15 protein-coding genes are annotated in these 13,267 nt (G+C 68.3%); 11 read left to right on the plus strand and 4 right to left on the minus strand.

Annotated features, from left to right (window positions below; genetic code table 11):
* The first annotated feature begins 72 nt into the window (after positions 1-72).
* A complete protein-coding gene (locus ACGFJ2_RS22100; RefSeq protein ID WP_393470935.1) occupies positions 73-1,389 on the plus strand; it encodes a M28 family peptidase in 1,317 nt (438 codons plus the stop codon).
* Here the strand turns inward: ACGFJ2_RS22100 and ACGFJ2_RS22105 are convergent.
* Positions 1,377-2,006 carry a helix-turn-helix domain-containing protein gene (locus ACGFJ2_RS22105; protein ID WP_357939255.1) on the minus strand — a complete coding sequence of 210 codons (630 nt, stop codon included), beginning with the start codon at positions 2,004-2,006 and terminating at the stop codon, positions 1,377-1,379. The two genes, ACGFJ2_RS22100 and ACGFJ2_RS22105, sit on opposite strands and share 13 nt — an antisense overlap.
* 128 nt (positions 2,007-2,134) lie before the next feature.
* On the opposite strand from ACGFJ2_RS22105, the gene ACGFJ2_RS22110 reads away from it, so the two are divergent.
* Entirely contained in the window at positions 2,135-3,109 is a 975-nt protein-coding gene (locus ACGFJ2_RS22110; RefSeq protein ID WP_393470938.1) for a YihY/virulence factor BrkB family protein, read from the plus strand.
* On the opposite strand, the gene rph is transcribed toward ACGFJ2_RS22110, so the two are convergent.
* Positions 3,088-5,736 (minus strand): rifamycin-inactivating phosphotransferase, encoded by a 2,649-nt coding sequence (rph, locus tag ACGFJ2_RS22115; protein ID WP_393470941.1) that lies wholly within the window; start codon positions 5,734-5,736, stop codon positions 3,088-3,090. The two genes, ACGFJ2_RS22110 and rph, sit on opposite strands and share 22 nt — an antisense overlap.
* Positions 5,737-5,893: 157 nt before the next feature.
* Here rph and ACGFJ2_RS22120 point away from each other — a divergent pair, with 157 nt between their 5' ends.
* On the plus strand, positions 5,894-6,499 hold the full coding sequence (locus ACGFJ2_RS22120) for a TetR/AcrR family transcriptional regulator (RefSeq protein WP_393470944.1): 606 nt from the start codon (positions 5,894-5,896) through the stop codon (positions 6,497-6,499).
* 395 nt (positions 6,500-6,894) lie between these two features.
* On the opposite strand, the gene ACGFJ2_RS22125 is transcribed toward ACGFJ2_RS22120, so the two are convergent.
* The gene (locus ACGFJ2_RS22125) at positions 6,895-7,131 is read right to left on the minus strand and encodes a hypothetical protein (protein WP_393470947.1); all 237 of its coding nucleotides are present in this window, start codon (positions 7,129-7,131) and stop codon (positions 6,895-6,897) included.
* Entirely contained in the window at positions 7,128-7,355 is a 228-nt protein-coding gene (locus ACGFJ2_RS22130) for a hypothetical protein (protein ID WP_393470950.1), read from the minus strand. Before ACGFJ2_RS22130 ends, ACGFJ2_RS22125 begins: the two co-directional genes overlap by 4 nt.
* 122 nt (positions 7,356-7,477) lie before the next feature.
* Between ACGFJ2_RS22130 and ACGFJ2_RS22135 the strand changes: the two genes are divergently transcribed.
* From ACGFJ2_RS22135 to ACGFJ2_RS22170, 8 genes are all read left to right on the plus strand, one after another.
* Positions 7,478-7,732 (plus strand): winged helix-turn-helix domain-containing protein, encoded by a 255-nt coding sequence (locus tag ACGFJ2_RS22135; RefSeq protein WP_358532978.1) that lies wholly within the window; start codon positions 7,478-7,480, stop codon positions 7,730-7,732.
* A gap of 83 nt (positions 7,733-7,815) precedes the next feature.
* Positions 7,816-8,313: a sigma-70 family RNA polymerase sigma factor gene (locus tag ACGFJ2_RS22140; protein WP_393470953.1), complete on the plus strand. Its 498-nt coding sequence runs from the start codon at positions 7,816-7,818 to the stop codon at positions 8,311-8,313.
* A complete protein-coding gene (locus tag ACGFJ2_RS22145; RefSeq protein ID WP_393470956.1) occupies positions 8,313-9,509 on the plus strand; it encodes a hypothetical protein in 1,197 nt (398 codons plus the stop codon). The genes ACGFJ2_RS22140 and ACGFJ2_RS22145 overlap by 1 nt, the downstream gene beginning before the upstream one ends.
* A 295-nt stretch (positions 9,510-9,804) precedes the next feature.
* Positions 9,805-10,344, plus strand: coding sequence for an RDD family protein (locus ACGFJ2_RS22150; protein WP_393470958.1), 540 nt, complete (start codon positions 9,805-9,807; stop codon positions 10,342-10,344).
* A 275-nt stretch (positions 10,345-10,619) separates the two neighbouring features.
* Complete coding sequence (locus tag ACGFJ2_RS22155; protein WP_393470961.1) at positions 10,620-11,135, plus strand: hypothetical protein; 516 nt, start codon at positions 10,620-10,622, stop codon at positions 11,133-11,135.
* A 142-nt stretch (positions 11,136-11,277) separates the two neighbouring features.
* Positions 11,278-11,907 carry a GNAT family N-acetyltransferase gene (locus ACGFJ2_RS22160; RefSeq protein WP_357939278.1) on the plus strand — a complete coding sequence of 210 codons (630 nt, stop codon included), beginning with the start codon at positions 11,278-11,280 and terminating at the stop codon, positions 11,905-11,907.
* Between the two features lie 78 nt (positions 11,908-11,985).
* The gene (locus ACGFJ2_RS22165) at positions 11,986-12,867 is read left to right on the plus strand and encodes an alpha/beta fold hydrolase (RefSeq protein WP_393470964.1); all 882 of its coding nucleotides are present in this window, start codon (positions 11,986-11,988) and stop codon (positions 12,865-12,867) included.
* Positions 12,868-12,998: 131 nt separating this feature from the next.
* Positions 12,999-13,265 carry a hypothetical protein gene (locus tag ACGFJ2_RS22170; protein ID WP_357939282.1) on the plus strand — a complete coding sequence of 89 codons (267 nt, stop codon included), beginning with the start codon at positions 12,999-13,001 and terminating at the stop codon, positions 13,263-13,265.
* Positions 13,266-13,267: the final 2 nt, after the last annotated feature.

The raw sequence follows: 13,267 nt of genomic DNA on the forward strand, positions 1-13,267 counted from the left end.
GCCTCCACAAGTTGTACGGATGACCGAAACTGTCGCTTCACAAAGGACCGCTGTCAATGGTTGGATCAGCCCATGGATCACGTGCCTTCCGCCGCCGAGATGCTCGGCTGGATCGAGACCGTCGTGTCCCGGGGCATCCGGCGGCCGGGCTATCCGGCGGACGCGTGGACCGAGCGGTGGCTGGCCGAGCGGCTGACGGAGTTCGGGCTGGAGGTCTCGCTGGAGCCGGTGGAGGTGCCCCGATGGCAGCCCGGCACCGGGGTGCTGCGGCTCGACGACGGCACGGAGCTGACCGGGTTCCCGCTCCCGCACACCCTGCCGACGGACGGCCTGCGCGCCAGGATCGCGCCGCTCGCCGACGCGCGGCCCGGCGACATCGCGGTGGACGAATTGGCCTTCACCGAGCTGCCGCAGTCGTACGTCAGCACGCTGGCCACGTCGTCCTACGACCCGGAGGGCGTCTTCGACACGCTCGTCCAGACCCTCCCGTTCGGACCGCGGATGATGGAGGTCGTCGAGCCCGCGCTGGAGGCGGGCGCGGCGGGCTTCATCGGGGCGCTGACCGGGCTGCCGTGGGAGACGCGCGACTACTACGTGCCCTATGACGCGATCGAGCGGCCGATTCCCGCTCTGTGGCTGTCCGGGGCTGATGCCCGGCGGCTCCTGGACCGGCTGCCCTGCACGGGCGAGCTGGTCGCCCAGTCGGTCACCGACACGGTGACCACGCACAACGTGGTCGCCACGCTGCCTGGCAACTCGCCCCACACGGTCATCGTCGGCTCCCACCACGACGGGCCGTGGGCCTCGGCCGTCGAGGACGCCTCGGGCATCGCGCTCGTCCTGGCCGCCGCGCGTCACTGGGCCGCTGTGCCCGTCTCGGCGCGGCCGCACAACCTGATGTTCCTGCTCACATCCGGGCACATGGCGCATGCGGCGGGCACCAGGGCGTTCATCGAGCGCCATCGCCCGGCGCTGGCCGACGTGGTGCTTCAAGTTCATCTCGAACACGCGGCGCTGCGCTGCGAGGCCGTGGACGGCGAGCTCGTCCCCACCGCGGACCCCGAGGTCAGGTGGTGGTTCACCAGCCGGGTGCCGCGGCTGGAGAAGCTGGTCGCCGAGACGCTGGCGGAGGAGGGGCTGCGGCGGTCCTTCGTGCTGCCGCCCGACGCGTTCTCGCCCATGCCGCCGACCGACGGGGCGTTCTTCCATCCGGAAGGGGTGCCGCTCGTGCACTTCCTGTCGGCGCCGATGTACCTGTTCGACTCGGCCGACACTCTCGACAAGATCGATGTGGCGGGGCTGGAGCCGCTGGCCCGCGCGGCCGTGCGCATCGTGGCCGGGACCGCCGGGTGGTCACCCGGCGATTACCCGGCGCCTCAGCGGGACTGATCGAGGGCGGCCTGGGCCTTGGCGGCGTCCTCCAGGCTGAGCATGGGATGCGAGTAGATGTCGATCAGGGTCTTGGCGAGCAGTTTGTCCCCCTCCGGGCTCAGCACCTCGACACCCATGGCCCGGGACATGTGGTGGCGCAGGACGGTGACCGACAGCGCCATCGCGGTGACCGCCGCCGCCCGGGCCTTGCGGGGCACCGGAGAGGGATCGGGCCGGGTCCTGTCGTACTCCTCGATCCACTCCTCGCCCAGCCGTACGAGCTCGTCGAAGACCGCCTCGGCCCGTCCCTCGGCCAGAGCCCGCCCCACATACGCTTGGTAGGGCCCCAGGAGGGTCCGGGCGACGGCGATATAGTTCACGTCACTCGGCATGGGGTCGCTCCGGACCTGGTCGTTGATCCGGCGGATCAACTTGGCCAGATGCTCGTCGCAGGCGTCGCGCAGCGCCTCTTTGGAGCCGAAGTGGTGGCGTACCAGCCCGGATGACACACCGGCGGTCTCGGCGATGCCCCGGATCGTGGCCCGCTCGAACCCGTGCTCGCCGAAGTGCCGCAGCGCCGCGTCGCGGATCCGGGCGCGGGCGGTGAGGTCTTCGGGGTCGGGTGCGATCGTCACGCTGCCACCTTTTGTATAGCTCGCTGCCTGCTGAGAAAGCCTACTATGCGTGCGTATAGCGGTCGTAGGCATAGGGATGGAGGGCGAGGGTAGCCGCCAGGCCACGACCAGCTGAGGGCGGGAAGATCGTGACGCAGGTAGTCGAAGGGCCGGCGGAGTTGTCCAAGCGCTCCTGGTGGGGAGTGCTCAAGCGGACCGTCAAGGAGTTCAGGGACGACAAGGTCACCGACTGGGCGGCGGCGCTCACTTACTACGCGGTCCTGTCGATCTTCCCGGCGCTGCTGGCGGTCGTCTCGCTGCTCGGCGTGTTCGGCCAGTCGGCCACGCAGCCGCTGGTGGACAACCTGAGCGCGATGGCGCCGGGACCCGCGCGGCAGATCATCGACACCGCGCTCCAGGCGTTGCAGGAGAGCCCGCGCGCCGCGAGCCTCGCCACCGTGGTCGGCCTCGCCATCGCCCTGTGGTCGGCCTCCGGCTACGTGGGGGCCTTCATGCGGGCCTCGAACGTCATGTACGAGATGCCGGAAGGCCGCCCCGTCTGGAAGACACTGCCGCTGCGCCTGGCCATCACCACCGTGCTGGTGGTCCTGATGGCGGCCGGCGCGGTCGCCGTCGTGTTCACCGGCGGGCTCGCCGACCAGGCCGGCCGGCTCCTCGGCATCGGCCAGACCGCCCTGACCGTGTGGGGCATCGCCAAGTGGCCGATCCTGGTCCTTGTCGTGACGTTCGTGCTGGCCCTGCTGTACTGGGCGGCGCCCAACGTCGTACACCCCGGCTTCCGGTGGATCACCCCCGGCAGCCTGCTGGCCGTCACGGTGTGGATCGTCGCGTCCGCCGTGTTCGGCTTCTACGTGGCCAACTTCGCCACCTACAGCAAGACCTACGCCGCGCTGGCCGGTGTCGTCGTCTTCCTGATCTGGCTGTGGATCACCAACATCGCCGTGCTGCTCGGCGTGGAGTTCGACGCCGAGCTCGCCCGCGAACGCGCCATCGAGGCCGGTCAGTCCCCCGGACGGGAGCCGTACGTCCAGCCGCGCGACACCACGAAGATCGATGATGCGGACATTGACGGAACCCGTGATCAGGACAGCAGCTCCACGTAGCCCTCGCTGCCGTTCACCCGGATGAGCTGCCCGTCCTTGATGCGCTGGGTGGCGCCCTCCACGCCGACGACCGACGGCAGGCCGTACTCCCGCGCGACCACCGCGCCGTGCGTCATCACCCCGCCGACCTCCATGACGACGCCCTTCACCGAGACGAACAGCGCCGACCAGCTCGGGTCGGTGAAGACCGTGACCAGGATGTCGCCCTCCTCCACCTCGGCGTCCTCCATGCTCAGGACGACCCGCGCGCGGCCCTCCACGACGCCGGACGACACCGGGATGCCCGCCAGCGCCCCCTCGGGCCGGTCGCCCGCGTCGTACTCGCCGTTGATCACCTCGCCCTCCGAGGTGATCACTCGCGGCGGGGTCAGCTTCTGGTACGTCTCGTGCGCCTCACGCCGCTCGGTGATCACCGCGTAGTCCAGCCGCCCGCTGTTGACCACCTGCCTGAACTCCTCCAGCGACAGGAAGTAGACGTCCTCCGGCTCCTTGATCACGCCCTGCGCCACCAGCTTCCTGGCCTCGCCCATCAGCGCCTGCTTGTACAGGCCGTAGCGCTGCAGGCACGCGTGCTTGGAGTACTCCCGGTACCCGATGAAGTGGCGCACCAGGCTCATCTGCCGCGCCGCCTTCTTCGCCTTCCGGCCGCCTACCTTGCTTCTCAGCTGGTCCAGGAGGTCGTTCATCGAGCGCTCGGCGTCCGCGCGCCCCTGCTCGACGCGGCGCTCGCGCTCGCCGGGCGGGAAGTTCTTGATGTTGCCGAGGATGAGCGGGACGAGCAGCGTCGGGTCCTCGCTCCAGCGCGTTCTGGTGATGTCGATGTCGCCCTGGCAGTGCATGCCGTACTTGTGCAGGTACTCCTCGATGGCCTGGCGCACGACGTCGCCGCCGTCGAGGTCGGAGAGCCCGGCGAAGAACGTGTCGCGCTCGGGTCCGCCCTTGCCCGCGCCTTCCGCGAAATAGTCGACGACGGCCGGGTACCGCCGTACCACGTCGGAGACGTCGAGCAGGTCGAGCCCCATCGCCGCCACGACGTTGTGGTCGGCCGACTGGCCGACGGCGTCGGCGGCGTTCTTCACACCCAGCCAGGCGTTCATGTGCTTGTTGACCCAGTTCACCGACTGGATGCCGAGGAAGGCCGCCGCCACGCTCCGCGGCTCGAACATGATGTCGGTCAGCTCGCGATGGTCCTCGATGATGAACGCGAACACGTCGTCACCGGACTTCCCGGCGATCGCCTCCCGGAGCCTGGCCACCGACTCCTCGTTCTGAGCGATGAGCTCGGGGACCACGCTGGGGTCGTCCTCGCGGGACAGCTTGAGGTATTGGCGAGCCATCGGCAGGGGACCGCCCTTGCCGAAGTTCATCACCGACGTCTTTCCGTGGGCCAGCGACTTGACGAAGTCCTTCCGGCTCAGCACGGTGCGCAGGGCGTTGGCCATCAGCACGTCGACCTGGCCGAGGCTCTTGATCGTGACCGGCCGGGCCCACGTCGACGAGAGCTCGTTGGACATGTCCTTGTAGAACCGGTTCCCGGCCACCGCCATCTTCGGGCGGCCGAGCCACTCGTCCAGCAGGAGGAAGAACGACAGGCCGAGCGGGGTGAACGCGTCGGTCATCATCTGGCGGTGCCCGTACGAGATGTAGACGTGGTTCTTGCCGTCGTCCGAGGCCGGAACCGGGTACAGCGTGGTGATGGGACGGCTCTGCAGCACGTGGAACACACCGTCGGACAGGCCCCACTCGATGTCCTGCGGCCGGCCGAAGTGGGCCTCGATCCGCCGCCCGAGGGTCTCCAGCTGAAGGATCTGCTCGTCGGCCAGGGTCTGCGCGTTCTGCCGCGCGGCCTCCACCGGCCGCTCCTCCGTGCCGCCGTCCGCCGAGGCGCGCAGCTCCATCGTCTGGACGGAGACCACCTTGTCGATGATCTGCCCCGCCTTGACCCGGTAGGTGTCGGCGTTGACCAGGCCGGAGACCAGCGCCTCGCCCAGGCCGAAGCCCGCGTCGATCGAGACCACCGTCCGGTTGGACGTGACGGGGTCGGCGGTGAACATGATGCCCGCCGCCTCGGGAAAGACCATCCGCTGCACGACCACCGAGACCTGGACCGCGCGGTGGTCGAAGCCGCTCCTGATGCGGTACGCCACCGCCCGGTCGGTGAACAGCGACGCCCAGCACCGCCTGACGTTGTGGACCACCGACTCGGGTCCGCGGACGTTCAGGTAGGTGTCCTGCTGGCCGGCGAAGGAACTCGACGGCAGGTCCTCGGCGGTGGCGCTCGACCGTACGGCACAGGGGACGTCGCCGAGGTCCGCCAGGTGGGTGATGATGTCCCGCTCGATCTCAGCGGGCACGGCCAGCGCCTCGATCGTCGCACGAAGGCGGGCGCAGGCGGCGGCGATGGCCGGGCGGTCGTCGGCCCGCAGACCGGCCAGCCCATCGATCAGCATGCTGACCGTGGGATCCCCCTCCACGATCGCCCGATACGCCGCAGTGGTCACGCAGAACCCGTCCGGCACGCGAACGCCGTCGATGCCGGACAGCTCGCCGAGGTTGGCGCCCTTCCCACCGACCTGGGGGAGCAGGGTCTTGTCGATCTCGTGGAAGCCGAGTACGTAGGCGCTCATCGCTGAATCCCATCTGCCCTCTCGTGTGAAGGGCTTCGAGCCACTACCAATACAGTACAGTACTGTATTGAAATCAAACCGCAGGAGGCCCCATGCCCTTCGATCACCCAGGCTCGCCGCTCGGGCCGGTCCGGCGCCGCGCGGCTAGAATGCGGTCGTGTCTCGCCCCTTCGACATGACCGGAACCTCGCAGCGGCCGGCCGGTCGGCCCCGCAGCCAGGAGGTGGACGCGGCCATCCTCGCCGCCGCACTGGACCTGCTGATCGAACGGGGCGCCGTGCTCACCAGCATCGAGCAGGTCGCCCAGCGGGCCGGCGTGACCCGGGCCACCGTCTACCGGAGATTCCCCGACAAGACCTCACTGCTGATCCAGGCCATCGAGTCGGTCCACCAGGCCCCCGAGTCGGAGGTCCTCGACTGGCCGGACATCGACCGGATGCTGACCGACTGGGCCACCTATCTGAGCATGCCGCGAAACCGCTGCATGCTCCGCAGGCTTTATGGCGCTGTGGACGACTATCCCGAGCTGCTCCAGACGTACCGCAAGTCCTATGGCGGCGGCCGCGCCTCGGCCGAGGTCACGACACTGAGCCGGGCCCGCGACAACGGCCAGCTACCGCCGGACAGGGACCTGAACATCATCCAGCAGCTGCTCACCGGCGCGATACTGCACCACCTCGGCGCGTACCCGGACTCGACGAGCGCGGACGACGTCAAGACATACCTCACGGCCGTACTCCAGCAGGTCGGCTACCACCCCTGACAAGCAAGGACTTCCCTTGGGGCGCTTCGCGCTATAGAAGTCAGACTGTTTTATGGGGGCTCAGCGCGCAAAGGCATGGTCCTCGCTCTGCTCGGGCGCCCTTATTGGGGGCTTCGCCCCCGGGCGAGGGGCTTGCCAGCCCCTCGCGCTCCCCGGCGTTCAGCCGGTTCGACCCCGTCCAGTTACTGGCGGTCGAAAGCGAGCAGCGCATTGTCGTCCAGGGGGACACCGGAGTTGGTCGGCAGCGAAACCCAAGTATTCGAGCCCCTTAAGCCTCTCCCCATTAACAGAATCGTTGACCGCTGGTGGCCGATGGCTCGCTCCTTCTTCCGCCCTGATGACGGGCCGTGGCCCTTGCGGTGGCCTCCTGAAGCGACACGGCCAGCCCTGAGTGGTCAACCCCATAGCCAGATCCTCCGCCAGACTTCTTGAACATCGCGTGGCCGTCCCCGGCTCGACTCCGTGACGACGGTCGGGCCGTTCGTTCGGTCGGTGCGCCGGATGACCCACTGTCCACCTTCGCCGCACAGTTCGTACTCGACTCTGCCCATCGCGACGAACTCCAGCACGCGGGAGCGCTCGACGCGCTTGATGTACGGGGTCCACTCCAGGGCGACATGAACGGCGGTCACTTTGATTCGCCAGTGTCTGGGGTGGCTCGCTGGAGAAAATCGGTCATGTTCGTGATCGCTACGAACATGACCGTTTCGCGGGCCCGCCAGATGAGCAGTTCCCAGTGTTCCGCGCTGATCTCCCGGCCGCTGTCCTTGTGCCGAGCGCGCCACGTCCCGTCATCCTGGCGCCAGACCTCGAAGCCGACCATCGGGGTCGGGGTCTCGTAATCGGGCTGATCCATTGAGCCTCGCCTCGCTCACCTGTCTTTCCTGGTGCCAAGAGTAGGACTAGTGCGCTACGTGCGCTAGGTCTACTAGGTGCGCCGCCATCGCCACGTGAGGCAGATGTCCCTAGCGTGATCACGTGGCACAGATCGAGACCGAACAGCCTCGTTGGCGACAGGTGTACGCGGTGATCAGCGGACGGATCCGCTCAGGAGAAATCGAAGTCGGGGAGCGCGTCCCGTCGCTCGTGGACCTGACGGCAGAGTTCGGCATCGCGAACGCCACGGCACAGAAGGTCATCCGGCAGCTTCGCGCGGACGGCTTGATCCGGACAGAGCCGGGCATTGGCTCGAAGGTCGCGGATCGCGAACACTGGGAGCCTGAGACCACCTAGCGCGGCCGCATCATCGTGACGGTGAAATAGATTCGTCCCAGCCGTCTGTCAACCTGGCGGGCCGCCGGAGGCATCCACCAGGCGTGAACACCGACGAGGAGTACACCGCGTACGTCAGCGGACGCCTGCTCTGGTTACGCCGTATCGCGTACGCGCTGTGCCGGGACTGGCATCGGGCCGACGACCTGGTGCAGACGGCGATCACGCGGCTGTACGTCAAGTGGCGCCACGCCCGCGAGGCCGCCGACCTGGACTCGTACGTACGGGTGATCCTGGTCCGGGTCTTCCTGAAGGAGCAGCGGGCCGGCTGGTTCTCCCGTACCAGGCTGAGCGCGGCCCCGCCCGAGGCAGCGGCCCGCGCGGGGGACGCGGACCTCGCCATGGATCTGCACCGCGCGCTGGACCTGGTGTCACCGCGGCAGCGGGCCACTTTGGTGCTGCGCTTCCACTGCGACCTGAGCGTGGAGCAGACCGCCGCTGTGCTCGGCTGCTCCACCGGAACCGTCAAGACCCAGACCGCCCGCGGACTGGCGGCCCTGCGCGCGCTGCTGGACATGGCGGCGACCAAGGAGGATCGCTGATGGACCTCAAGCCAATATTCGACACGCTGGTGCCGGAAGAGCAGCCACCCTCGCGGGTGGACGTGAAGGGCGCCATCCAGGCGGGACGCAGGCTCCGCCACCGCCGCCGGGCGCTGGCGGTCCTGGTGCCGGTCGCCGCCGCGGCCGCCACCGCGCTGGTGCTGGCGACCGGGTCGCTGACCGCGTCCGGCCGACGGGACATGGCCACCAGCCCTTCACCCACGCGCACCGGTGCGCTCCGGCCCGCCGCCGAGGTCTGGCCGTCCGCGGTCTCCACCATCCCCGCCAAGGCGGCGGACGGCTGGACGTACCGGCCCGTCACCGCGATGAGCGCCACCGAGTTGTTGCTGCGGGCGGACAAGTCACCCCAAGAGGGCCGCAGGCTGGAGGTGTACGACACGGCGCGGCGAAAGGCCACGGTCCTGGGCGAGATTCCTAACGTGCGGGACTACTCCTTCCCCCAGGGCGTCGAGCTCGGTCCCACTTACATCCTCTGGTGGGCCACGGTTCTGAATGCCCGCGACGCCGTCGATCTGTGGGTGCTGCCCCGCTCGGGCGGAACGGCGGCCAGGGTGGGCCGGATCAGCGGGCCACTGATGTCGATCGACCGCATCGGGGTCCTACGTGACCGCGTCGTCTGGTCGGTCAAGGAGGGCGGGTTGTACTCGGTCCCGATCACCGGGGGCACGGCGCGGGCCATGCCCGGCACAGATGGCCTGCACCTGGTGTCCTGGCCCTGGGCGGCCGACGCTGGGCAGGCCATCGATCACCAGGTGAACCAGCGGGTGCTGGTCAACCTGGAGACCGGCAAGCGCACTCCTCTGCGCGCGCCGAAGGGAGTCAAGCAAATGCGCTGCGCCCCGACCTGGTGCGCGGGCATGCAGGGCGAGCAGGCGGTGGCGTGGCGTCGCGACGGCGGTTCCCCGCAGCCCTTGCGCGGCATCTTCGACGCGATGTTCTCGCAGATCCGAGCGGATCGGTTCGTGAACACCGGCCCGCAGGTGTACGACCTCGCGACCTGGCAGAGCGCCGAGATCGGGCGGAAGGACGCGAAAGGTTCGGTAGCCATGAGTGTGGGCCTTTCGTCCTCAGCCAGCCTGGTGATCAGTTGGGACGCGCCGCCCTGCGCGAAGCCCTGCCGTCAGGGGAAGGCCCCCGAACTGGTGGTGCTCAACCTGGCAGCTGTGCCTGACTGATCTCCCATCCGGTCTCCTTAACTGGATCATCGGTCATATGTGTCCATGTCCGGAATCCTGGAGGCATTTCCGGGAAGTCTCGCGGCTATTGGGACGGGCGAAGTGAGGATCAAAGCCGGTTCGCCCCACGTGGCAACGACGCCTTGAGAAGGGCCCGCGCCTGGGCCGGCTGCCGCCGGACAGGGACCTGAACATCGTCCAGCAGGTCGGGTAGCGCCCCTGACGTCAGCCCCGGGCGCGACCGCGCTCGCCGGCGCACGCAGTGGGACAATCGTGCCGGCCGAGGAGGCGCCGTATGCCGAACGAACTGGGGAAGACGCAGGGTGGCCGGGCGAAGTTACGTCCGAGACTGGTGGCGGCCGGCTGGGACTATCTCGCGATCGTCGGCTGGCTGGCCCTGCTGGCCGTGGTGTTCGTCCCCCCGCGTCTCGCGGGCGTACGGCCGTTTGATGGGCCCGGCACGGTGGGCGGCGATCTGCTGATCACCGCGCTGACCGTACTGCCGGTCGGCGCGTATCTGATCATTGGCGAGGCAGGACGGCACCAGGCCACTTGGGGCAAGCGGCGAGCAGGGCTTGCCGTGGTCACCACCAGAGGGGCGCGGCCCGGTGCGGCACGGATCGTGATGCGCAATGCCGTGAAGGTGCTCCCGTGGCAGTGCGGTCACATGGCGGTGTCTCGGCTGGCAGGCGGCCACCAGACGATCGTCGCCATGCCCCTTCTGGTGGCGACGTATGCCCTGGCCGGGGTGTCGATAGCGCTCCTGCTGGTCCGCCGCGACCGGGCCGCCTTGCACGACGTCGTGGTGGCCACTCGCGTCGTACCGTCGCCATAGTTCCCCGAGCGTCACCTGCCGTGCACACCGCGTTATCGAGACGTCCAGGACCTTGCGGCGTTACCGTCAAAACGTCCCCGACGTCCTCAGTCCCCCGAGGTGCACCGTGGCCGACGCTGGTTGCAGGACGAACTCGCCTTCCACGCCTTCGACGCCAGTGGTCCGTCGGAGAGGCACTAGGAGCTGAGACATCCGTGCTATGGCCAGACGCCCTTCGCAACACCCTCAAAACTGGGCCGGATCGCGAAGTCCTGACCGTCTATCCGTATCGCTCCGTGTGTCCAAAGTCGATCTGGTGCAATCTGATCAACTCCGCGGGCGACGAGATCGTCTTCGCCGACTACACCAACTACTTCTTGTGGCTCGAACACCCCAACCTCGCAACGCTCCTTGAGCGGAAAGCCCAGCAGGGATGCAGGATCTGGTTCGTGGTCGGAGACCCGGACAGCGACGTGACCCGTCGCCGTGAGGAGGCGGAGAACGCCCCGTTGACCGTTTCGACCCGCATCCGGATCACTCTGTCCGAGATCGAGCGGCTGCGGGACGTCGCGGGGGTGGAGGCCCGGTTCGGCGATGAGCATCTCGCCATGAGTGTCTTCCGATTCGACTCCGAGATGCTTGTCGCCCCGCATCTGGCCAAGCTGGTGGGGCACGACTCACCGATGCTGCACCTGCGGCGCCATCAGGACGACGGCCTGTTCGACCGGCTCGCGCAGCATGCTTCCGAGCTTTGGCGCAACGGCCGTGACGTGTGGGAGCGGCCTCAGGGGCTGGGCGGCGGATCCTCATGACCATGTTCGGGTTGGAGCTCCCGATCTCTTGGTGGTGAGGTCGGAGGTGTACTAGTGCAATTCCTGGTAGCACTAGTGCACTTGTTTTCGGTAAATGTCCGGATAGGGCGCGTATAGCCGACGGCATCGATACCGTGTGCGCATGGCACTTGATACGGCGTACGCATCCGTGCGGCGGGCGGATGTCGAAGACCATCAGGCGGTGTTGGACGTCCTCGCCGTGGCGTTCATGAACGATCCCGTCGCCTGCTGGGCCTTCCCTGAGGCGGGCGAGAGAGGTCGGCTGCAGCCGCGCTTCTACCGCTCCTTGCTCAGCCATCCCGCCGGGGAGGCATACCTGATCGGCCGTCGCGAGGGGGCGTCGGTGTGGCTGACGTTGGCGGCGGGCCAGACGCTCTCTGCGGAGCATCCGGTCTCTGAGGGGCGTCCGGATGCACCAGAGACGGGCCCGGACATGCTCTTCAGTGAGAGCAGTGCGCGGGCGCGGGCTCTGGATGAGGCGCTGGCTGAGCGGCACCCCGCTCACGAACCGCACCTCTACCTGCCGTGCATAGGGGTGGTCGGCGAGCGGCGGGGGGCCGGGCTGGGCTCGGCGATGCTGCGGCACCGGCTGGCACGAGCGGACGCCGACGGGCTCGGCACTTATCTGGAGGCGAGTTCGCCCCGGAGCCGTGCCCTCTACCTGCGGTACGGATTCGAGAATCTCGGCGAACCGCTTCGCGTGGCCGACAGCCCGCTCCTGTGGCCGATGTGGCGCCCACCCAGCCGTTGACGGCGACGTACGACAACGCCGCCGACTCGCGGCATCCAGCAAACACAGCGGTACCCAATAACCACGAGGGAAGAACAGATGAACGACGAAGCAGCGGCCAACGTTGATCGGCGCCCGCCGACCCTGGTGTTCGTCCACGGCACCAACTCCTCGTCCGCCCTGGCATCCGGGCTGATCACCGAACTCAACCTGCGCGGGCACCGGAGCGTGGCCGTCGACCTTCCGGGACACGGCGGCGAGGCGTTCTTCCCCCGTGGGTACCAGGCGCCGCAGGATCTTGAGGCGCTGGCGACCGAGCCGTCGCCGCTCGCCAAGATCACCATTGACGACTATGTCGAGCGGGTCGCTGATGTGGTGCGCCGCGCCCGCCGCCACGGGCCGGTGATCCTCGCCGGCGTCGACCAGGGCGGTGTCACCGTGAGCAGGGTCGGCAACGCCATCCCCGACCTGCTCGACCGGGTGGTCTATGTCGCGGCGTACTGCTGCGTCGACCTGCCGAACATGGCCGCCTATCTCGAAACGCCGGAGAACAGCGAGAGCCTGTTCCCCCAATTGACCGCGGCGATGGTCGCCGACCCAGCGGCCCTGGGGGTGAGCCGGCTCAACTGGCGCTCGGCCGACCCGGCGGTGTTCCAAGGCGTCAAAGCGGCCGTTGCCGGTGACTTCACCGACGAAGGTGTGAGCCGGCTGCTCAACCTGCTCGAACCAGACGAGACCGCCACCATTCCCATGGCCGAAGCCCGAGGCCAGGCGGAGACCTGGGGCCGGATTCCCCGTACCTATGTGCGCTTCACCCTCGACCGGCTGGTTCCGCCGGCGCTGCAGGACCGGTTCATCAACGAGGCCGACCGCCTCACTCCGGACAACCCGACTGACGTGCGAAGCATCGCGGCACCCCATTTCGGGCCGTTCGACCGGCCTGAGCTGGTGGACATCTTCGCCGAGCTCGCCGGCCGCTGATCTCACCCCGGGGTTCCCGGCCATGCGGCATGGAACGGGTTGGAACGTAGTGGAACGCCATATCTCCAGGGGGCCGCCTCACAAACGGATGCGACGACATCATTCGCCGCACATCCTTGGGGAGAACAAGCATGAGCATTCAGTACGGCGTCACCGCGGTCACGGCGCAAGCGTCCTTTCTCCAGGGCGGCATCGCGGCCCGGTACCTGCCTTCGGCCGACGTCGCTCCGTTCGCGGTGCGCCGGGACCCCTACGTCCGCGCCTCGGGGACGCAGGGCATCGACTGTTCGATCAACCAGCACATCCCGACCTGCCGATTCCCGACGACCGATTGCACCAACCGCTGCCCTGACACGCCGACCGGTTCCTTCTGCCCGACCCGCGAGTTCGTGTGCTAGCC

Source organism: Nonomuraea sp. NPDC049028, from assembly GCF_043197735.1.
Classification (GTDB): domain Bacteria; phylum Actinomycetota; class Actinomycetes; order Streptosporangiales; family Streptosporangiaceae; genus Nonomuraea.